Below are 24373 nucleotides of genomic sequence, written 5' to 3' on the forward strand. Positions count from 1 at the left end.
CGACTATAACGCCGCTGACCTGCAGGTCGGGCGGCTAGGTTCGGCAAGAGCGTCCCGGAGTGAGAAACAACTCAGCCACCGATCCTCGGGTTCGCCGGCTAACGCGCACCGATCGACTCGGCAATCATCGACCACGAGTTGTGAAGATCGTCCTGCCAATAACCCCACGAGTGAGTACCCGTTGCCCGGAAGTCATACGTCGCGGGGATGCCCAGGGAGTCGAGCCGCTCGGCCAAACGCTGGGTGCATTGGTTCGTCCCCGCCTCGATCACTCCGCCGACGATCACCTGATTGGCCAGAACCCCGAGGTCGCCGTTGACCATCGGTCCGCCCAGATTCTCGTGTGGGCCGGGCAAGCCCGATCCGTTGCTGATGTAGAGGTCGACGCCCCGCAATCTCTCGGCATTGACCACAGGGTCGTTGGCTACCCACCCCGGGCCACCAACCGGACCCCACATGTTGTCGACGTTGCCGCCGCGGAATCCGACCACGAATCTCACGTAGTCCTGACCGGGTTGAGTACTCGTCTCGGCGCACCCGCTGAAAGCGCCGACCGCGCGGTAAACCGTCGGCGCAGCCTCGGCCAGGCTCAGAACGGAGGTTCCCGCCATCGACAAGCCGGCGACCGCGTTCACACCCGTGGTGCCGAGCGTGGCGTCGACGATCGGCGGCAACTCCTGGGTGAGAAATGTGGTCCACTTGTTCAGTCCGAGAACAGGATCGGGCTTCTCCCAGTCGGTGTAATAACTGTAGGCTCCGCCGATGGGGTTGACGACGTTGACGTTCTTGTCGCCGAAGAAGTCGACGACGTCTGTCCGTGTCTGCCACGTCGCCGTGTCCTCGCCGCCGCCGGCGCCGTTGAGTAGATAGAGGGTCGGTCGTGGCGCACTTGTGTCTGCCGGCCGAATCACCTCGAGCGGAATCACTTTGTCCATTGCAGCCGAGTAGACGTACATAGTCAGCTGACGGGCGTTGATTTCCTCGACGTGATCGAGAGCTGAACCGTCTGAAGGCAACGTTCGAGCCTGATCAGCCGAGGCGAGCGCGGCTTCGCCGAACAATCCCGTCCAAGCGACGAGGGCGACGACCAGTATCGCCCGAGTACGTCCGATCCTTCTCATTGCCGCTCCTCGTGCTCGATTGCGGTGCCCGGCAACAGCTCGGTGGCGCTCGCTTCGCGGGCGTGCGGCTCGGTGGCTTGAAGGTGTCATGCCCGTTCGGAGTATCCGGAAAACATCGTGAGAAGCCGGGCCATCTCCGGTCCGATGACCGCCATGGCCGGGGCCTCGATCATCTCGTTGTGTCCGCAACGCACCGGCACCTCCACGATCCGTCCCGTCACGAGCGGACGCCATTCCTGTGGCGACCTTTCGCGCGCAATCGTGTCGTCTTTTCCGTCAGCCGGGAAGATCAGCAGGTCTCCCTGGTAGATCTGCGGAACGAACTGGTGGGTGATTCTCTGCGAAGTCTCATACCCGCGGGCAATCCGCTCGAGGTCCCGACCGTCGACTCCCGTTTCGGGCCTGAGCGTCCGGGCCACCACGGCCGCCGCCTCGTCGAAGGTCAGATCTCGGTCGGTCTCGACTTCGAGGCCGAGTCCTCGAAGTAGGTCTCGGACGTCGAGTTCGGCTGACGCAGGCGCATCCCCGTTGTCGGGGTAGCTGTCCATCATGGCCAGTGTGGCGACTTCGCGGTCGGACGATTGCAGTTCGACGGCCATGGCGTGCGCGATGACTCCACCGAGGGACCATCCGAGTAAGTCGTACGGCCCGTCTGGCGAAACGGCCTCCATCTCTTCCACGTAACGATGCGCCAACTGTTCGATCGACTGATAGTCACCGTCGTCGCTGAGTGCGGGTAGCTGAAGTCCGTACACCGGTCTGTCCTCGGGCAGATACCGCACCAATCCGGCATACCCCCAGGACAGGCCGATACCAGGGTGCACACAGAACAGCGGTCGCCCACTTCCTTTCGTCCGCAGCGGAACAACCACGGCGAGAAGCTCTTCCATGCCGGCGTCCACGGTCGGCAAGTCGAGGCGTCGAGCGATTCCAGCGGGCGTCGGGTCGAGGAACATCCACTGAAGCGGAATTCTGCGTTGGAAACGGGAGTGCAGTGCGCTGACGATTCGGGTGGCTACCAGGGAGGACCCGCCCAAGTCGAAGAAGCTGTCGGTAGTGCTCACCCGGTCGAGACCCAGAACCTCGACGAACGAGTCGACCACGGCGCGCTCGGTATCAGTGACCGGCTCGTGGAACTCGGCGGCAGCCGAACCGAATTCGGGTTCCGGTAGAGCCTTTCGGTCGAGCTTGCCCACCGGTGTCATCGGAATCCGCTCGAGAAGCACCACTGCCGACGGAACCATGTGGGAGGGTAGTCGGTCGGCTGCATACGCCCGTATCTCGTCGCTGTCCGTGGCGTCGGCAGCTGACACGCGCACGTACGACACCAGGACCGTGTCACCCGACGGTCCGACGTGGCCGATGGTGGCAGCGAAGCCCACGGCCGGATGATGCATGAGAACTGCATCGATTTCGCCGAGTTCGATCCGGAATCCGCGGACCTTGACCTGGAAGTCGCTTCGCCCGATGTATTCGAGTGTGTGATGTGCGCCCTCGCCGGACCCGACGATTTCGGCACTGTCGCTTTCGGCACTGGCACCGCCGGACTCATGCCAACGCACGACATCCCCGGTGCGGTACATTCGGCGCCCCGGAGACCCGTACACGCAAGCGACAAATCGTTCCGAAGTGAGCGACGCCCGATTATGGTACCCACGTGCCATACCTGGGCCCGTGATGTACAACTCCCCCGGCACACCGACCGGGACGGGCTGCAAACGCCCGTCCAGCACCAAGAAGCCGAAGCCCACTGCCGGCGAGCCGATGTTCACTCCCGCACCGGGTTTCATCGAATCGCTGACGCTTGCCTGCACGGTGGTTTCAGTCGGGCCGTAGCCGTTGTGCAGCCTCCGACCCGGCGCCCATTGCGCGACGACCTCCGGCGGGCAGGCCTCGCCCACCAGATCGAGAACACGGAGCGCCTCGAAACCGTTGGCACCCAACGCCGCCAGCGCGGTCGGTGTAATGGTGGCATGTGTGACCTGCTCCTGCCGGAAGACATCGGCCAATTCGGCGCCACCGAACACAGCAGGCGGAACGATCACCACTCGCGCCGACGCACTGAATGCCATCGTCAACTCGAAGATGGAAGCGTCGAAACTCGGCGAGGCCAACTGTGAAACATGAGAGTCGTGTGTGACCTCGAACCTCTCACGAGTTTCTGCCGTGAAGCTCGCCAAACCTCGATGAGTAATGTTCACTCCCTTGGGTTTCCCCGTAGAGCCCGAGGTGTAGATCAGGTAGGCCGGATGATCGAGGTTCAGTTCACCGGTTCGATCGTCATCGGTGATCGGTTTCGGCGACCGCGCGGCTACCCGTCGGGCGAAGTGTGGGTCGTCGAGTTCCAGCCAGGGAACAACGTCGGGTAGGTGAGTTCGGCTGGACTGCACAGTCAAACCGAGCGAGGCTCGGCAATCGGCGAGCATGTATTCGACGCGCTCGCGCGGATAGGCCGGATCGACAGGCACAAAAGCCGCTCCGGCTTTGGTCACCGACCAGATCGCCACCACCGATTCGATCGAGCGAGGCATCCCCAGCGCCACGAACGTCTCCGGGCCCACACCCCGACCGCACAACTCCCGGGCAACACGATTCGACCACTCGTCCAGGTCGCGATAGCTGAGTTGCCGATTCTCCAGCGACAGGGCCACCGAGTCCGGATCGATCGCCACCGCGTCCGCCAACAACTCAGGCCACAGTTTCGGAGGTACTTCGGGGAGCCCACGCGCCGGCGTCAACGCGCGACGTTCACGATCGCCGAGTAGATCGATGTCACCGATCGGTACCTCCGGATTCCGGGTCACGGACTCGAGTACACGAACGAACATGTCGGCAAACCCGCTGACCGTGCCGGGGTCGAAGAGATCAGTGGCGAAGTCGACGGCTCCGCTCATTCCTCCCGGTGCACCGCGATCGTCGTACTCTTCGGCGAGCAGGAATTCCAGGTCTACCTTCACTACCTCGAGTTCGGGGTCGATCCCGCGGACTTCCAGTCCCGCCAGGTGCAGAATCGGCCGATCGTTGTTCTGGAATTCGAGGGACACCGAGGAAATCGGCGGATAAGCGCTCGACCGTTTCGGCCCGACCGCCTCCACTACCCGCTCGAAGGGAACGTCGGAATGAGCGAACGCGGCGAGGTCGACCTCGCGGCAATGCGCAACCAACTCCCGGAAGGATCGAGCCGGATCCACCTGTGTGCGCAGTGCGAGCGTGCCGACGAACATGCCGACCAGATCATCGAGGGCACGATCTCCTCGGCCGGCGATCGGCGTTCCGATCACGATGTCGTCGGTGCTGCCCAAACGTGCCAGCAAGAGCGCGAGCGCTGCATGCACAGTCATGAATGCAGTGGACTCATGCTGCCTCGACACGTCCCGAATCCGGCGGTGAAGATCACTGCTGATCGAGAAGTGAATCCGCGAGCCGTGAAAACTCTGTTGTGTCGGCCGGTCTCGATCGAGGGGAAGTTCCAAGAGGTCGGGAGCGCCTGACAGTGCGCGTCGCCAGTAAGCCAACTGCTCGGTGATCACCGACCCCGGGTCGTCGGCTGAGCCCAGAATCTCCCGTTGCCAGAGCGCAAAGTCGGCGTACTGGACTGGAAGCGGCGTCCACTGGGGTTCCCCGCCGTGCGCGTGGGCCTCGTATGCAATCATCACGTCTCGGGTCAGCGGAGACATCGAGAAGCCGTCAGCCGAAATGTGGTGCACCACTACGGCAAGTACGTGTTCGCGCTCATTCATGGTGAACAACGATGCCCGCAGGGGAATTCGTGCGGCGACGTCGAAACCGGCCGAGACCATTCGGGCAAGCTCGTCACGGAGATGATGTTCGTCGGTCACCGATGTCTCGGCCAGTTGCGGCAGCTCGGCGCTCTCGGTGGGCACGATGTGCTGGACCGGTCCGTCGCCGCGGACCGGGAACATCGTTCGCAGCGATTCGTGGCGGGCGATGACATCGGACACCGCTGATCTCAACGCCGGCTTGTCGAGTCCACCGCTCAGCCACACCACGAGTGGAATGTTGTACGCAGGAGAACTGGTGTCGAGTTGATTGACGAACCACAATCGCTGCTGGGCAAACGACAAGGGGATGTCGTCGGGTCGGGGGCGCGGTTCCAGTCGCTCCGACCGTTCGGCAACCGAATGGTCGATCACCGTGGCCAACTCGGCCACCGTCGGCGTCTCGAACAGGTCCCGCACCCCGACGGTGGCTCCGAGCACCGCCCGCAACCTCGCCGCGACCGAAGTGGCGCTGAGAGAATTTCCCCCGAGCTCGAAGAAACTGATGTCGGTTCCGACTCGTTCCAGGCCGAGCACCTCTGCGAACACGTCCGACACCGCCTGTTCGACCGGGCCGACCGGGGATCGGAAATCCCCTGTGGTTGTGCCGATCTCGGGGCTGGGCAACGCCGAACGGTCGACTTTTCCGACAGCGGTCAACGGAATGTTCTCCAGCACCGTGAGAACGGCAGGCACCATGTGCGCAGGCAAGCGCCGGGCCACGGCGCGGATCAAGACCCCGGTGTCCAGTTGACCCGCCGTAGGCACGACGTACGACACGAGTCGGGTGTCTCCGGTAGGGCCGGAATCGGCAACCGTAACGGCAAATCCGACGTCGGGCTCTGCCATCAGCGCACTGTCGATCTCCCCGAGTTCGACACGGAATCCTCGAACCTTGACCTGGAAGTCGCTTCGCCCGACGTACTCGACACACAGGTCCGGCGTCCATCGCACGATGTCGCCGGTACGGTACATCCGCGTTCCCGGGTCAGCCGGGTTGGCGACAAAACGTTCTGCCGTCAACCCCGACCTTCGGTGGTATCCCCGTGCCACGCCAGGTCCGGCCAGGTACAGCTCGCCGGGGACCCCGACGGGAACCGCTTGAAGTCGAGCGTCGAGCACCAGTTCGCTGACGCCCCTGACGGGTCCACCGATCGTGATCGGTTCCCCGGCGGCCATCGGCGGACTGACGTTGGACATGATGGTTGCTTCGGTCGGTCCGTACGCGTTGTACAGGCGGCGGCCAGGTGCCCAGCGTGCGACGAGGTCGGGCGGGCACGCCTCGCCCCCGAATACGACGTCCGCAAGTTGTTCCAGCCCAGCCGGATCCACCGATGCCAGTGCCGCCGTGGTGATGAACGCATGCGTGACGGCGTGCTCGGCCAGCAGTTCCGCCAGGTCCTCACCCCCGTAGATCCCGGGTGGAGCGATAACCATTGTCGCCCCGGCGCCGAACGCCTGCAGATATTCGAACAGCGACCCGTCGAAACTCGGAGTGGAGAAGTGCAACGTGCGTGATTGTGGAGTTACGCCGTAGCGTTCGACCTGGTCTCGGGCGAAGTTGTCGAGCCCTCGCTGCGTGACCACGACACCCTTGGGCACGCCGGTCGACCCCGAGGTGTAGACGACGTAGGCGGCTGAATCCAACCCGATCGGACGGAGTCGGTCGTTGTCGGTCAGTGGGCTCCCCGAGAATCCCTCGCACTTCTTCGTGAAGTGCGGATCGTCGAGAATCAGCCACTCCGCGATATCGGGCAGTCGATCTCGGTCAGCGGCGGTGGTCAATCCGAAACCGACCTTCGAATCGATCAGCATGTGGTTTATCCGCTCGTCGGGATAGTCGGGATCGATCGGCACGAATGCAGCGCCTGTCTTGGCGACGGCAAGTATCGCTACCACAGACGTGAGAGAACGTGGGACACCGACTGCGACGTAGTCCTCTGTTCCCAGACCTTGCGAGACAAGCACGCGAGCAATGCGATTGGAGAGGATGTCCAGCTCGCCGTAGGTCATGCTGCCGTCCGTCGATTCCACGGCCGACGCGTTCGGATCACGCTGGGCTGCCGCGTCGAAGATCTCCGGGAAAACACGCGACGACCCACCAGCCGTGCCACGGGCTGGTACCAATTCGGCACGTTCGGACGGGGCGAGCACCGACACCACAGCCACGGGGCGATCCGGCTGGGCACACGCTTCTAGCACACGCCGCAGTCGTCCGGCGATCTCTTCGATGTCGGCGGCACCGAACACCTCGGGTAGGTACTCGAATTTCAGGCGGAGCCTGGTGTCGACCGATGCCACCAGGCTGAGCGGGTAGTGGGCAGCGTCCTTGGCTTGGACATCGGTGATCCGGATCCCCGCAATATCGGTATCGGACGAAAAACCCTGACGGTCAACGGGATACGATTCGAAGACAGTCAACGTGTCGAAGCCGGTCTCCGGCCCGGTGGCTCCTTGGATCTCGGAAAGCCCGAGATAGTGGTGATCCGACAGCTCTGCTTGCTCGGCCTGGATCCGCGCGAGGAGTGTGCCGATACTTTCTGTCGGGCGCAGCGTGATTCGGACCGGAATTGTGTTGATGAACAGCCCGACCATGGTTTCGATCCCGGTCAGCTCGGGAGGTCGACCCGACACCGTCGCACCGAACACCACATCGTCTCTCCCGGTCAGTGCAGCGAGGACGATCCCCCACGATGCCTGAACAATTGTGTTGATCGTCAGTCCGAGTTCACGCGCCATCCCGCGAAGTGAGGCTGTGAATTCCTCGTTCAGATCGAACACCCACTCGGCCGCCATGGTGGAGAGTCGACGGGATCGAACCGCCGGAGCCAGCAGCGTCGGTCCTTCGACTCCGCGCAGCGTTCTCGCCCATACAGCTCTCGAGGCTTGCAGATCGCGGCGGCTCATCCAGGTCAGATAATCGCGATACGCGCGCGCGTGAGGCAAGGCCGACACTTCACCGTCAGCCGCATAGAGCGTCGCCAATTCCCGGATCAGGAGTGGCATGGACCAGCCGTCCAGAAGGATGTGATGGTTGGTGAGCACCAGCGTGAACTTTTCGGAGGTGAGAGCGATCAGGGTGAATCTGATCAACGGCGCCCGCGCCATGTCGAACGGGCGCGCTCGGTCCTCGGCCAGCGCTCGATCACGATCCTGATCTGTTGCACCCGTGAGGTCGATTTCCTGCCACGGCGCTGCCACGTTGCTTCGGACCACCTGGACGGCACGGCCGTCCGCTCCGTGAAGGAAGGCGGTACGCAGGTTCTCATGCCTGCGGAGCAGCGCGTCGGCGGCGCGACGCAGGCGCTCCGAATCGACTGCGCCGGCAAGATCGAGAGCCACTTGTACGAGGTATGCGTCGACCGATCGTTCGGCAAGTTCGGCATGGAACAACAACCCCGCCTGCAATGGAGAGAGCGACCAGACGTCGCTCAGGTCGGGGCACCGACTTTCGAGGTCGTCGACCGCGTCCTGTCGAAGATCGACCAGGTCGAAGTCCGAGGGTGTGAATCCGCCGCCGCCTGCCGCGTACTCTCCGAGCCCGGCCAGTGCGTCGAGCCACCACTGCGCCAGTTGCCGAACGTCGTCCGCACCCAGAATGTCCGGTGGGAACGTCCAGCTGGCAACGAGCTGCGGGCCGTCCTCGGTATCACTGTTGTCGGTGTCACTGTTGTCGACGGTCATCACGTTGACCTCGAGAACGCCGGCGAGCGGAAGATCGACGGCCGCAACCGTCCGCAGGTCCTCGTCACGGATCGGTACCCATCCCGCTGAAGCGTCGGAGTCGGATCCACCGACGCGTCCGAGGTAGTTGAAACTGATCTGCGGCACGGGAAGTTGCGAAAGAGTGTGTGCCGTTTCGCGGTTCAGATAGCGCAGCAACCCGAAGCCGACGCCGCGGTCCGGCACCGCCCGGAGTTGTTCCTTGACGGCCTTGGCAGCGACGCCCGCGGCCGGGCCGCCGGCGAAGGCGTCGATCGGATCCACTCCGCTCAAATCGATCCGCACCGGGAAGATCGACGTGAACCATCCCACGGTGCGAGCAAGATCTGCCCCGGGAACCACCTGCTCCTCGCGTCCGTGACCCTCGAGACTGATCAACGTCTCCGGATTGTCGACCCCGCGGTCCCTATGCCGGCGGAACATCGCAAGAGCCAAAGCCGTCAACAAACCGTCCTCGACGCTCCCGTGAATCGCCTGCGGCACTGTCGTCGACACGACCTCGGTCAGTCCCGGGGGAACTCGTACTTCGATGTCAGTGGTGGCCGAGGCGGTGTCCCTCTTCGTCAGAGCGCGCACACCCAGCTTCGGATCGGGACCCTCGAGCACCTCTCGCCAGTAGTCGAGTTCAGCCACCCGATCCGGCTCGCGCGCGGCGTCGACAAGGCCACGTGCCCATCGACGCATCGACGTCCCGACAGGAGCCAGTGAAGGGTCGACGCCTGACTGCATCTGCGCACAAGCAAGTGCCAGATCGGGGATCAGGATTCGCCAGGAGACCCCATCCATCACGAGATGGTGAGCGACGAGGAGCAACCGTTTCTCGTCGTGTGCATCGGTGTCGAGCAAGACTGCCTGCACCATCACCCCGGCCGCCGGATCAAGCCGATCCAGAGCGGCGTCCACTGCCGTCGAAACCGTCTGCGCCACAGCGCTGTCGACACGCATGCGATGCACGAGTGTCTGGGCCCGCACTGCACCTGGAGGCGCAACGTCCATCCGCCGAACGGAGTCTGGGGGCGACGACGCCCGCAGGCTCGACCGGAGTACGTCGTGATGGTCCACCACGACTTGGATGGCCCGCGTCAGCGTGCCCTCGTCGACCGCGGCAGGAATCGTGAGCAGAACAGATTGTGAGTACCGGCGAAAATCTCCACCACGATCAATCATCCACTTCATGATCGGCGTCAACTCGATCTCACCGACGCCGCCGCCTGACAACTCGTCGAGCACAACGCGGTTGCCGGCCATTCCAGCCGTCTCGGCCAGCGCTGTCACGGTTTTGAGTTCGAACACCTCCCGCGGTGTGATCAGAACTCCGGCAGACTTGGCGCGCGTCACCAACTGGATGGACATGATCGAGTCACCGCCGAGAGTGAAGAACGAATCGTCGACCCCCACCTCGTCGAGTCCCAGAACTTCGGCGAACAGGCCCGCAAGGATGTTTTCCGTCTCGGAGGCGGGGCCACGGCTCACGGTTGCCTGTCGCCCGAAATCAGGTTCAGGCAACGCTTTCCGGTCGAGCTTCCCGTTCACCGTCAGCGGCAAAACCTCGAGAACCGTCACGACAGCGGGGACCATGTGCGGCGCCAACCTCTGAGAGAGATACTCGAGCAACGCCGCCGGCGAGATGGTCGCACCGGGCTCCGGTACCACGTAGCCCACCAACCGGTCTCTGCGGGCCACCACCGCCGACTGAGACACGCCCACTCCGGAGAGCAGCGCAGCCTCCACCTCGCCGAGTTCGATTCGGTACCCCTTCACCTGCACCTGCAGATCGTTTCGTCCGAGGTACTCCAGCTGCCCGCTGTCGTTCCAGCGCCCCAGGTCACCGGACCGATACATACGCGCCCCACTGACCGTGAGGTCGGGAATGAACCGCGCGGAGGTCAGACCGAACCGGCCGAGGTATCCGCGTGAAACCTGATCGCCGGAGACATACAGTTCACCCACCACACCTGGCGGCACTGGATGCAGCCGCTGATCCAGCACGTACACACGCAACCCGGGCAACGCCTGCCCGATCACCGAAGCAGATCCTTCACGCGCCAGCTCACGATCGAGCGGCAGGTGGCTGACGTGCACGGTGGTCTCGGTGATGCCGTACATGTTGACCAGATCTGGTGACGAAGTCCCGCGGCGGGCGTACCAGCGCGTCACCTGTCCGAAGTCGAGGGCTTCTCCGCCGAAGATCACGTAGCGCAATGACAGAGCTCCACCCCCGGTAAGCCGGTCGGCTTCCGCCAATTGATAGAAGGCAGTGGGGGTTTGATTGAGCACCGTGACACGTTCGTGCCCTAGCAATTCGAGGAATGCCTCTGGTGAACGGGCCGTGAAGTAGTCGACCAGTACCAGTCGGCCACCGTGTGCGAGAGCACCCCACATTTCCCAGACCGAGAAGTCGAATGCCTCTGAATGGAACATCGTCCACACATCGCCGCTGTCGAACCCGAAGAGCTCACTGGTGTTTGCCAGCAACGTCACCACGTTGCGGTGAGAAACCTGCACCCCCTTCGGGCGCCCGGTAGACCCCGAGGTGTAGATCACGTAGGCCACCGATTCGGGTCGGAGCGGTTGCAGCCGATCTCGGTCGGTCACCGGAAGCGGAGAAAACCTGTGCAGCGCAACGCGAATCGCCTGGTCGTCCACGGTAATCACTGGAATCTCGTTGTCTGCGACTGCGTCACTGTCTCGTATGTCGTCGCCGTCGGCCCGAGTGGTCAGCACGCACTTCGGCGCGGAGTCACGCAGCACGAAGTCCACCCGGTCGACCGGAGAGGTCAAGTCCACCGGTATGTATCCGCCGCCGGCCTTCACCACCGCCAGCAATGCCACCATCAGGTCGATCGAGCGGGCCATCGCGACTGCCACCAGGGTTTCCGGCATCACCCCCTGCGCCACCAATAGTCGAGCGAGGCGGTTTGCTCGCTCGTCGAGTTCGCGGTAGGTGACGGACAATCCGCCGCAGCGCAACGCCACGGCATCCCCGGACGTCTGCACCGTGCGATCGAAGAGATCCGACAAAGAATCCTCGTGTGTTCCGACGCCCGAGGCCGAGACCGAGGCCGAGCCCGAGGCCGAGCCCGAGGCCGAGCCCGAGGCCGAGGGCGCACCCAGCACCCCGCTGAGTTCGCCGGCCAGAAGTATGTCGATATCGCCGACGACCGCCGACGGGTTCTCGATCACGGCGCCGATCACTCTCTCGAAGCGCGCCGCGATGCGCGCCACCGACATCCGATCGAAAATATCTGTTGCATAACGGAAACCGGCGCTGATACCGGTGGGATCACCGTGCTCGTCGCCGTGCTCCATCACACTCAGTTGCAGATCGAATTTTGCAACCGCGAGATCGACATCGAGCGAGCGAACCGTCAGTTCCGGCAATTCGAAGCGCAGTCCCGTATCGGTCTGGAATTCGAGGAGTACTTGAAAGAGAGGTGAATGTGCGGTGGAACGGTCGGGCGAGAGGTAATCCACCAACCTCTCGAAGGGAATGTCTGCATGGTCCAGTGCACCGAGATCGGTTGACCGCACCGCGGCCAACACCTCGGCAAAGGTTGCTCCGGATGTGACAGGTGTGCGAAGCACGAGCGTGTTGACGAACATCCCGACCACATCGTCGAACACCGATGCACCGCGACCTGCGACCGGGGTCCCGATCACTACGTCGCCCGCCGTCGTGAGCCGTGCCAGCAGTACCGCAAGAGCCGCATGCATCACCATGAACAGGGACGAACCATTTTGGTGTGCAAGTTCGTTCAAAGCTCGATGGGTCTCGGGCGAGAAGTCCATCGAAACCACCGCACCCTCGGCAGACCGTTTCGGCGTCCGCGGTCGATCGAGAGGGAGCGGCGAGACTTCCGGAATACCCGACAGCTTTGCTGTCCAATAATCGAATTCCTCCGAGGACGACGTTTCCGTACCAACTTCTGCGTCGAGGATCTCTCGCTGCCACAGGCTGTAGTCGGCATACTGGACGAGCAGTGGCGCCCAGTCCGGAATCTGCTCCTGAGCACGGGATGTATAGGCGCGCATCAGGTCACGTGCCAATGGTGCCATCGAGAAACCGTCCGCGGCGATGTGGTGAACAACGATCGCAAGAACATACTGCTCCGGGCCGATTCGGAGTAGCCTCACGTGCAGCGGGAACTCTTCGGACACATCGAATCCGATGTCGAAGAACGCGTGCAAGTCCGTAAAAAGCCGCTCGCCGGGAATCGGCACGGGGTGGATTCGAGGAGCAGCGAGCGCTGGTTCGGCGATCACCTGGTAGGGCCCGTTCGCGGACGTCGGGAAGAGCGTTCGAAGGGATTCGTGTCGTTCCACCACATCACCCAGTGCGGCTTCGAGCGCACCCGAATCCAGGAACCCGTCCAATTGTAGTGCGACGGGGATGTTGTAGAGCGGAGACGACGTGTCGAACTGGTTGACGAACCACATACGCGTCTGTGAGAGCGATAGTGGAATGTGTTCTGGCCGTGGCTTACCCGCGATTTCCGAAATCCTCGAACCTTCCAGCCCCGAACCTCGCAGCGCAGCTTCCAGTGGATCGATCGATTCCGCCAGATCCGCGACCACAGGAGTGTCGAACAGGGCCTTCACCCCCACGTTCGTGATCGATTCGGATCTGATGCGCGCTGCGACGCGAGTGGCGCTGAGCGAGTCTCCACCGAGTTCGAAGAAATTGTCATCCGCGCCCACCTGGTCGAGACCGAGTACCTCGGCGACGGCTCGGGCGACCAGAACTTCGGCTCGCGTGCTCGGCATCCGATAGCCCGTAGCTGTAAAAGTAGTGTCCGGGAGGGCTTTACGATCCAACTTCCCATGCACCGTCACCGGAAACTCCCCCAACACCACCACCACCGACGGCACCATGAACCCCGGAAGAGACCTCCGCACCCCCTCCAACACCGCCACCTCGTCCACCACCACCCCCACACACCCCACCACAAACCCCACCAAAAAATCCCCACCCACACCCGTCCTCAACACCACCACCGCACCAGCCACCCCCACCTGAGCAGCCAACACCGCCTCCACCTCACCCAACTCCACCCGCTGCCCCCGCACCTTCACCTGAAAATCACTACGCCCCACAAACTCCAACACCCCACCACACCCCCACCGCACCACATCACCCGTCCGATACACCCGAGCACCCACCACCCCCGACACCGGATCCGCCACAAACCGACCCACCGTCAAATCCGCACGACCCTCATACCCCCGAGCCACCTGCACCCCACCCACATACAACTCCCCCACCACACCCACCGGAACCGGCCGCAACCGCGAATCCAACACCAACACCCGCGTATTCCACACCGGCCGACCAATCGGAACACCCACCCCCACAACACCCTCCACCACATGAAACGTCACATCCACCGACGCCTCCGTCGGCCCGTACAAATTCACCAACTCCGCACCACACACCCCCGCAAACCGCCCCGCCAACACCGACGACAACCCCTCACCAGAAACAAACACCCGACGCAGACTCGAACACCCCACCACCACCGAAGGCTCCCCCACGAACACCTCCAACATCGACGGCACAAAATGCACCACCGACACACCCCACCGCTCGATCACACCCACCAAATACACCGGATCACGATGCCCACCCGGATCCGCCACCACCAACCGCGCACCCACCATCAACGGCCAAAACAACTCCCACACCGACACATCGAACGACACCGGCGTCTTCTGCAACACCACATCCCCCACACCCAACGGAAACTCCCCCTGCATCCACAACAACCGATTCACCACCCCCGCATGCGAGACCACCACCCCCTTCGGACGACCCGTCGACCCCGACGTGAACATCACATACACCGCATGCTCAGGCAACAACACCCCCAACCGATCCCCCACCCCCACCGGACCACCCGAAAACCCCGAAACATCAACACAACCCACATCCACAAACCCCACCCCCACCGGCAAACACCCACCATCACCAGCCCGCGACAACACCACCACCGGATCCACCACCCCCACCACAAACCCCACCCGCTCCACCGGCGCACCCACATCCACCGGAACGAACACCCCACCAGCCCGCACCACCGCAAACACCGCCACCAACAACTCCACCGACCGCGACAACGCCACACACACCCGCGACTCCGGACCCACACCCAACGAAATCAACAACCGCGCAAAACGATTCACCCGAACATCGAACTCACCCCACGACAACACCACCCCACCACACACCAAACCCCCACCACCCACACCAGCAAACCGACCATCCAACACATCCACCAACGTCAAACCCCCCACAGCCACCCCCACACCATCCCAACCACCCACCACCAACCCACGCTCGCCGGCGACAAACACGTCGACCTCGCCGATCGGCGTATCCGCGTTCGCTGCGAAGGCGGCAAGGATCAGCGGCATTCGCTGCGCAATGGTGTCGACCGCGGCGCGGTCGAGTGCCGCCGGCTGATACCGCAGGCTCACCTGCAGCGCGGGTTCCGCGACCGTCAGCACGGTGAGTGGGTAATGCGTGGCGTCCCGGGCAGTCACAGCGGTGACGCGCATACCGGCTATATCGGTGTTCCCGTCCATCTCCGAGGTATCGATCGGATACGACTCGAAGACCGACAGTGTGTCGAATAAAATGCCTGTCCCTACGACAGATTGAATCGCGCCGAGTCCGACATGGTGATGATCGAGCAGAGCCGTCTGTTCGCCTTGTAGTCGAGCGAGCAGCTGCGCACACGTCTCGTCCGGATCCAGTTGCACGCGGACAGGCAATGTGTTGATCAGCAGCCCCATCATGTTTTCCACACCAGGCAATTCAGGTGAACGGCCCGAGACTGTGACGCCGAATACGACGTCGTCGCGGGAAAGCATTCGAGACAGCAGGACACCCCACGCGGCTTGGATCACCGTGTTCATCGTGATCCCACTCCGCTGGACCAGCGCACCGAGTCCGTCGAGCACCGAATCGGGTAGATCGACGGCGACTTCTTCGGGCACCAGTTGCTCCGCGATCGGCGCCGAAGCCGCCAACAACGTCGGCTCGTCGACGCCTTCCATGGCGTCCTCCCATACCGCGAGCGAGGTCTCGAGGTCGCGGTGCACCAACCATTCCAGATAGGTGCGGTATGACGGAGTCTCGGGAAGATCGGCCGGGGCTCTGTCGACCGGGAGACCGTCGGCCGCGTATCGCGTCAGCAGTTCGCGAACCAACAACGGCATCGACCAACCGTCGAGAACGATGTGATGGTTTGTCACCACCAACACGCACCTCGTCGGCGAGGTTCGCAGCAGCGTCAGCCGAAGCAGTGGCGGCGAGGCGAGGTCGAAGGGTGCACTGCGATCCTCGTCGAGGAGGCGCTCCAGATCTGCTTCGGTTGCCGATCCTCGATCACTCAGATCGACCTCGGTCCAGGGAATCACTGCATCGTCGACAATCAACTGCACCGGTAGGCCGTTCACGTCGTAGACGAACGCGGCGCACAGATTCGGGTGGTTTGCGAGTAGTCCAGCAGCAGCGCCGCGTAAACGCTCGGAATCAACCGCTCCTTCGAGTTCGATGCACAACTGCGCTGTGTAGACGTCCGTCGACGTGGCCGCCAGTGAGGCATGGAACATCAGCCCGGCTTGAAGGGGTGACACCGACCAGACGTCGCGCAATCCGGGGAAGTCGTTCTCCCAGCGTTCGATCTGCTGTTGGTCCACCGAGACCAGGGGAATGTCCGACGGCGTCAGACCGCCCGCATCAGGTCGCGACGCGTGCGCGGTGAGTCCGTCGAGTGCACGACGCCACAGTTCCGCGAACTCCGCGATGTCAGCCCTGTCGAGCAATCCGCGGGGAAAGGTGAAAGATGCTGTCAGGTAGGGCCCGCCGACATGGTCCTCAACCGCGGCGTTGATGTCGATCACGGACGCCACCGGCATGAAACGATTCTGGGTTCCGCCGAGCTTTCGATTGTCCTCCACCGGCAGCCAGTCCTGTGCTCCGTCAGAGGAGCTGATCCGACCCAGATAGTTGAAACTGATCTGAGGAGAACGGAATCGGCCGAGCGTGTCGCTCTCGCCAGACAGGTACCGCAACATCCCGAATCCGATTCCACGATCGGGGATCGCACGCACGTACTCTTTGACAGCTTTGAGGGCCCGCCCGGCGTCGGCGCCACCTGCCAGTGCGTCGTCGACGTCGATTCCGCCGAGATCCACGCGCACCGGGTAGAGCGTAGTGAACCAACCAACGGTGCGAGCGAGGTCTGCGCCAGGAACCGCACCCTCCTCGCGGCCGTGTCCTTCGAGAGTGATCAGGGCGGCAGCGGTATCCATACCTCGGCGTCGTCGCCACCCGATCGAGGCCAACGCGACAGCGGTGAGGAGTCCGTCGTTCACGCCGGTGTGAAATGCCGCAGGAACCGTGGTGAGAAGGTTCCTGGTCACCGAAGGCGAGATGTCCACTGTGACGGTGTCGACCGTGTCGTAGACGTCGATCGTGGGATCGAGTGGGCGCGAACCGATCAGTGGGTCATCGCATTTCAGGATCGTTGTCCACACCTCCCGGTCTGCGCTCCGGTCACCCACGTGCTCGACAAGCCCATGCGCCCATCGCCGGAACGACGTTCCGATCGGTGGCAGTTCAGGCGTGACACCGGCCTGGAGTTGCGCTGTCACCGACGCCAGGTCGGTGACCAGAATGCGCCACGAGACGCCGTCGACAACCAGGTGATGAATCACCAGAAGTAATCGGCCCTGCTGGTTCGACAAGTCAGGTTTGTCGGCCAGGTCGAACCAGATCACGCGCACCATGTCAGCGGCGGCGGGATCCAAGCTGTCGGCAGCGGCCTCGAGTTCTCCCGACGCCAAGGCCCGGAAACCTTCGTCGTCGACCGAATCGACAGCTACTCGGTGGATCAGTCCCTCGGCCGAGATCGAGCCGGGTGGTAGGACTTCCATGACCTGCTCACGCTCGACCAGGCGAGCACGGAGCATGTCGTGCCGATCCAGCATCACTTGAACGCCCCGGACAAGGAGGTCCTGGGTGAGATCAGCGGGAGCGGTCAGCACGAGCGCCTGGGTGAACCGGTTCAGCTCACCCCCCTCGAGGCCGCCGCTGCTGCGGTCGAGCATCCACTGCGCCACCGGCGTCAGTGGGAGGGTGCCGATACCGGCTCCGGGCAGCTCCGCGAGCGCATCAGGCCCGTCCTGCTCCACGTGCGCCGACTCGGCAAGTTCGGCAACAGATTTGTGGTCGAATACATCTCGCGGCGAGATGATCACACCAGCATCGCGAGCGCGGGCCACCAATTGGATGGACATGATGCTGTCTCCACCGAGTTCGAAGAAGGAATCATGCACTCCCACGGTGTCGAGGCCGAGAACCTGCGCGAACAGAGCGGCAAGAAGATTCTCGGTTTCCGTTCGCGGTGGCCGGTCGGGTGTGGCCGCGGACGAGAAATCGGGTGCGGGAAGCGCTGCGCGGTCCAGTTTTCCGTGAACCGTCAGCGGAAGTGCGTCGAGCACCACCACCGCCGCAGGCACCATGTACGACGGCAGTCGCGTGCCTGCATGCGCGAGGACGTCTCGCGGATCGACACTCACCCCGCGATCGGGAACCACGTAGCCGATCAACCGATCGCTGCCGTCGCCGTTCCAGACGCCCGTCACCGCCTGGGCCACGCGTGGGTGCGTCTGCAATGCCACCTCGACTTCCCCGAGTTCGATGCGGAACCCACGGACCTTCACTTGGGCGTCGGTGCGCCCGAGATACTCCAGCTGCCGGTCGGGCGTCCACCGCACGCGATCGCCCGTGCGATAGATCCGCGTTCCCGGCGCACCGAAGGGATCTGCGACAAACTGCGCGGCGGTCAGCGCGGATCGCCGGTGATAGCCGCGAGCGAGAGCCGGCCCGGCAAGATACAACTCCCCCGCGACACCTACCGGTACCGCTCGCAGACGCGAGTCCAGCACTACCTCGCTGAATCCGCGAGTAGGTGCGCCGATGGTGACCGGGTCGTTAGGAGCCAGTGCCGCACTGATACTCGACACCACAGTTGCCTCGGTAGGACCATAGGCGTTGAACATCTGTCTGCCCGGCGCCCAGCGGGCCACCAATTCCGGCGGGCACGCCTCCCCACCTGTCACGACACAACCGACAGTGGTGAGACCGTCTGGGTCGACGGACGCCAAAGCCGCCGGAGTCACGAAACAGTGGGTTACGCGCTCGCGCTCCAGTAGCGCCGCCAGCTCCGACCCGCCGTAGACAGTCGGTGGCACGATCACCATCGTGGCTCCAGCACCAACGGCCAGCACGAGTTCGAGAACCGACGCGTCGAAACTCGGCGAGGCGAAGTGCAGGGTTCTTGCTTCGGTGGTGGTAGCGAATGTCTCGCGCTCCTGGAGAGCAAAGTCGCTCAACCCGCGGTGTGTGACTGTCACGCCCTTCGGCGTTCCTGTAGATCCGGAGGTATAGATCAGATAGGCCGGATTGTCGATTCGAATCCGTGCCCGCCGATCCGCGTCGGTGACTTTCGATGGGGAGTACGCCCACAGCCGTTCCTCGAAACCGGCATCGTCGAGAACCAGCCACGGCACGAGGTCGGACAATGCTGCGTGGTGAGCGCGAGACGTCATCCCCCACGCTGCACCGGAGTCGCCCAGCATGTACTCGATACGTGCAGCAGGATGTCCCGGGTCCACCGGAAGGAATGCCGCACCGGTCTTGGCAATGGACCACACCGCCAGAACGGACTCGACGGAGCGTGGAAGACACAACGCCACCACCGATTCGGGACCCACTCCCGATTCGATCAGCAGGCGAGCCAATCGGTTCGACTGTGCGTCGAGTTCGAGATAGGTCACTTCACGTTCCTCGAACACCAGCGCGACGGCGCCGGGATCCTGGGCGGTCGCCTTATCTGTTGCTGCAGTGAGGACGTCCGGAAGGCTCTGAACAGCGGTGGAGATCACACCTCGCACGGGTATCAGTTCGACCGACTCACGGGCGGAGAGAATCTCGATATCTCCGATCCGCGATTGCGGATCCGTGGTGACGCGCTCGAGAATCCGTTGCAGGCGGTCGACGAAGCCCCTTACTGTCTCATTGTCGAAAATATCTGTGGCATAACCGAATTCGGCGCGAATACCGTCCGGTTCACCGGCGTCGTCGACATTCTGGGCCACCGTCAACTGCAGATCGAAGTTGATGGTGTCGATCTCGACACCCATGTCGGTCACCTGCAACTCGGGGAGTTCCAGGGTAGGTCGCTCGATGTCCTGGAACTCCAACATGACTTGAAACAGGGGCGAGTATGCCGTCGAGCGTGAAGGATTCACGATCTCGACGACTCGTTCGAACGGCACGTCCGCATGGGTGAAGGCGCTCAGATCTACGTTTCGGACCTGGTCGAGGAACTCCCCGAATGTCGCGCCGCGGTCCACTGCAGTGCGCAAGACCAAGGTGTTGACGAACATACCCACCAGGTCGTCGAGTTCGCGCTCCCCACGTCCGGCGATGGGAGTTCCGACGGTTATGTCGTCCTCATCACTGAGCCTCGCCAGCAGCACTGCCAAGGCTGCGTGCACAACCATGAAGACCGTGGCGTTGTGTGTGCGCGACAGGGCAACCACACCGGCATGAATCTCCGGGCTGAAGTCGAACCGAATCCGTCCGCGTCGGAGCGAACGCACGTCACCGCGCGGTCGATCAGTCGAAATGTCGAGAACCTCCGGTGTGCCCGCAAGATTCTCGGCCCAATAGATGAGCTGTTTCGAGATCGAGGACCGAGAGTCGGATTCGGAGCCCAACCAACCACGTTGCCACAACGCGTAGTCGGCGTACTGGATCGCGAGCGGCGCCCACCGAGGTGCCTCACCGTTCACACGGGAGGAGTATGCGCTCATGAGATCTCGGGCCAGCGGTACCGTCGAGAATCCGTCGGCGGCGATGTGGTGAATCACGATCACCAGGACATGCGAGTGGGCCTGGTCATCTCGCCGCAACAAGGTGGCGCGCATCGGGACCTGTTGCGTGACGTCGAAACCAACCGAAGCGATCTGCCGGCAACGCTCGCGCAGGTCTTCGCCTCCCTGTACAAGTATCGGTGCGAGATCCGATACCACCTGTGAGGTGGACATGATCACTTGACGCGGTCCGTTGTCCGTGAGAGGAAAAACAGTGCGCAAAGACTCGTGCCGCTCGACGACGTCGACAAATGCAGCGCGAAGCGCACTCACATTCAGTGCGCCGTCGAGCCTCAACGCGCACGTGACGTTGTATGCGGCGGATTCGGGGGCGAACTGATTCGCAAACCACATTCGCTCCTGCGCCGGTGAAAGTGGGATATCCGTCGTCGTACCCCGCGGCGTCAACGCTGGCTTCGCTCCTTCTCCGCCGCTGATATCACCTCCATTGTCCCCTCCGCGGCTCTGCGCCAACTCCGCCAGCGCTGCAACGGTCGAAGCATCGAAGACGTCGCGGATGTTGATCCGTTCGCCGAGAACAGAATTCACTCGCGCAACCAACCTGGCCGCACTGAGAGAGTTCCCACCAAGAGCAAAAAAGTCGACGTACACGCCCACCGTGGACGTTCCCAGCAGATCATCGAAGATTGCGGCAACCGTCTCCTCGACCGGCGTTCGCGGCGCGACATACTGCAGCGATTGAGGTTCGAAGTTGATGTCCGGGAGGGCTTTACGATCCAACTTCCCATGCACCGTCACCGGAAACTCCCCCAACACCACCACCACCGACGGCACCATGAACCCCGGAAGAGACCTCCGCACCCCCTCCAACACCGCGTGTTCGGCGGTGTCCTACTCTCCCACACCCTGTCGAGTGCAGTACCATCGGCGCTGAAGGGCTTAGCTTCCGGGTTCGGAATGGGACCGGGCGTTTCCCCTTCGCTATGACCGCCGTAACTCTATGAAACTGTCACAGTAACCAACTTGTGATCACCTGGTTTCACCACCCGTCAACACCCATTGCTGGTGTTGGGGGATGGAGAAAACAAGGTTCTCTCATCAGTATCTGTGTGTTGTTTCAGATACCGCACAGTGGACGCGTAGCTTCTTTGTGGTAAGTCCTCGGCCTATTAGTACCAGTCACCTGCATGCATTACTGCACTTCCAGTTCTGGCCTATCAACCCGGTGGTCTGCCGGGGGCCTTACCCCCTCGAGGGGGTGAGAAACCTCATCTTGGAACAGGCTTCCCGCTTAGATGCTTTCAGCGGTTATCCCTTCCGAACGTAGCTAACCAGCGGTGCTCCTGGCGGAACAACTGGCACACCAGAGGTTCGTCCGTCCCGGTCCTCTCGTACTAGGGACAGCCTTCCTCAAGTTTCTAACGCGCGCGGCGGATAGAGACCGAACTGTCTCACGACGTTCTAAACCCAGCTCGCGTGCCGCTTTAATGGGCGAACAGCCCAACCCTTGGGACCTACTCCAGCCCCAGGATGCGACGAGCCGACATCGAGGTGCCAAACCATCCCGTCGATATGGACTCTTGGGGAAGATCAGCCTGTTATCCCCGGGGTACCTTTTATCCGTTGAGCGACACCGCTTCCACTTGCCGGTGCCGGATCACTAGTCCCGACTTTCGTCCCTGCTCGACCTGTCAGTCTCACAGTCAAGCTCCCTTGTGCACTTGCACTCGACACCTGATTGCCAACCAGGCTGAGGGAACCTTTGGGCGCCTCCGTTACATTTTGGGAGGCAACCGCCCCAGTTAAACTACCCACCAGGCACTGTCCCTGAACCAGATCATGGTCCGAGGTTAGAGGTCCAATTCGATCAGAGTGGTATTTCAACAACGACTCCACGATAACTGGCGTCACCGTTTCACAGTCTCCCACCTATCCTACACAAACCGAACCGAACACCAATACCAAGCTGTAGTGAAGGTCCCGGGGTCTTTTCGTCCTGCCGCGCGTAACGAGCATCTTTACTCGTAATGCAATTTCGCCGAGTCTACGGTTGAGACAGCTGAGAAGTCGTTACGCCATTCGTGCAGGTCGGAACTTACCCGACAAGGAATTTCGCTACCTTAGGATGGTTATAGTTACCACCGCCGTTTACTGGGGCTTAAATTCTCAGCTTCGCTCCCGAAGGAACTAACCGGTCCTCTTAACCTTCCAGCACCGGGCAGGCGTCAGTCCGTATACATCGTCTTACGACTTCGCACGGACCTGTGTTTTTAGTAAACAGTCGCTTCTCACTGGTCTCTGCGGCCCCACCCAGCTCAGACAGTACATGTCGTCACCAGACAGGGCCCCCCTTCTCCCGAAGTTACGGGGGCATTTTGCCGAGTTCCTTAACCATAGTTATCTCGATCGCCTTAGTATTCTCTACCTGACCACCTGTGTCGGTTTGGGGTACGGGCCGTGTGAAAGCTCGCTAGAGGCTTTTCTCGGCAGCATAGGATCACTGAATTCGCCTCAATCGGCTACGCATCACGTCTCAGGCTATGTGTGACCCGGATTTGCCTAGGTCACGCCCTACACGCTTACACCAGTATTACCACTGACTGGCTCAGCTACCTTCCTGCGTCACCCCATCGCTTGGCTACTACCAGATCAGGTCCCATGCATCCACCAACTCGAGACCCGAAGGTCTTCTCGTGGCTTCAGGATGGTTAGTATCACTGATTCACCATGGGCGCGTTCACACGGGTACGGGAATATCAACCCGTTGTCCATCGGCTACGCCTGTCGGCCTCGTCTTAGGTCCCGACTCACCCTGGGCGGATTAACCTGGCCCAGGAACCCTTGGTCATTCGGCGGACGAGTTTCTCACTCGTCTTTCGCTACTCATGCCTGCATTCTCACTCGTGTGGCCTCCACGGCTAGGTCACCCTGCCGCTTCCATGGCCACACGACGCTCCCCTACCCATCCACACACCTGCCCAACACTCCGCAGAGTGAAGGGGGGCTATTGCGTGAATGCCGCAGCTTCGGTGGTGTACTTGAGCCCCGCTACATTGTCGGCGCAGGATCACTTGACCAGTGAGCTATTACGCACTCTTTCAAGGGTGGCTGCTTCTAAGCCAACCTCCTGGTTGTCTTCGCGACCCCACATCCTTTTCCACTTAGTACACGCTTAGGGACCTTAGCTGGCGATCTGGGCTGTTTCCCTCTCGACTACGAACCTTATCGCCCGCAGTCTCACTGCCGCGCTCTCACTCACCGGCATTCGGAGTTTGGCTGATTTCGGTAAGCTTGTGGGCCCCCTAGACCATCCAGTAGCTCTACCTCCGGTGAGAAACACGCGACGCTGCACCTAAATGCATTTCGGGGAGAACCAGCTATCACGGAGTTTGATTGGCCTTTCACCCCTACCCACAACTCATCCCCTCAGTTTTCAACCTAAGTGGGTTCGGTCCTCCACGACGTCTTACCGTCGCTTCAACCTGGCCATGGGTAGATCACTCCGCTTCGGGTCTAGAGCATGCCACTACGATCGCCCTATTCGGACTCGCTTTCGCTACGGCTACCCCACACGGGTTAACCTCGCGACATGCCACTAACTCGCAGGCTCATTCTTCAAAAGGCACGCCATCACCCCCAGCAGTAAACTGCTCGAAGGCTCTGACGGATTGTAAGCGCACGGTTTCAGGTACTATTTCACTCCCCTCCCGGGGTACTTTTCACCTTTCCCTCACGGTACTAGTCCGCTATCGGTCACCAGGGAGTATTCAGGCTTATCGGGTGGTCCCGACAGATTCACACCAGATTTCACGGGCCCGGTGCTACTTGGGTTTCCATTACAAC

Annotated in this window: 1 protein-coding gene, 2 rRNA genes and 1 pseudogene (1 of these 4 only partly in view); all 4 read right to left on the reverse strand. The window is 62.1% G+C overall.

The genetic code is table 11. The features are described from left to right. Positions 1–98: 98 nt before the first annotated feature. Positions 99–1121: an alpha/beta hydrolase gene (locus tag I7X09_RS28615; protein ID WP_166812335.1), complete on the reverse strand. Its 1023-nt coding sequence runs from the start codon at positions 1119–1121 to the stop codon at positions 99–101. Between the two features lie 86 nt (positions 1122–1207). Beyond that, positions 1208–21421 (reverse strand): annotated as a pseudogene (locus I7X09_RS28620) (non-ribosomal peptide synthase/polyketide synthase); the annotation flags it as partial. Beyond that, positions 21409–21525, reverse strand: a 5S ribosomal RNA gene (rrf, locus tag I7X09_RS28625). The gene rrf and the pseudogene I7X09_RS28620, both read right to left, overlap by 13 nt. Before the next feature lie 154 nt (positions 21526–21679). Continuing rightward, positions 21680–24373 (reverse strand): 23S ribosomal RNA (locus I7X09_RS28630); it runs 441 nt beyond the window's last position.

Source organism: Rhodococcus sp. P-2 (assembly GCF_016598535.1).
Lineage (GTDB): Bacteria > Actinomycetota > Actinomycetes > Mycobacteriales > Mycobacteriaceae > Rhodococcus_F > Rhodococcus_F baikonurensis.

Bases quoted from the DNA above. Each gene is read 5' to 3' on its own strand.
- I7X09_RS28615 (WP_166812335.1), bottom strand. From the start codon at position 1,121: ATGAGAAGGATCGGACGTACTCGGGCGATACTGGTCGTCGCCCTCGTC.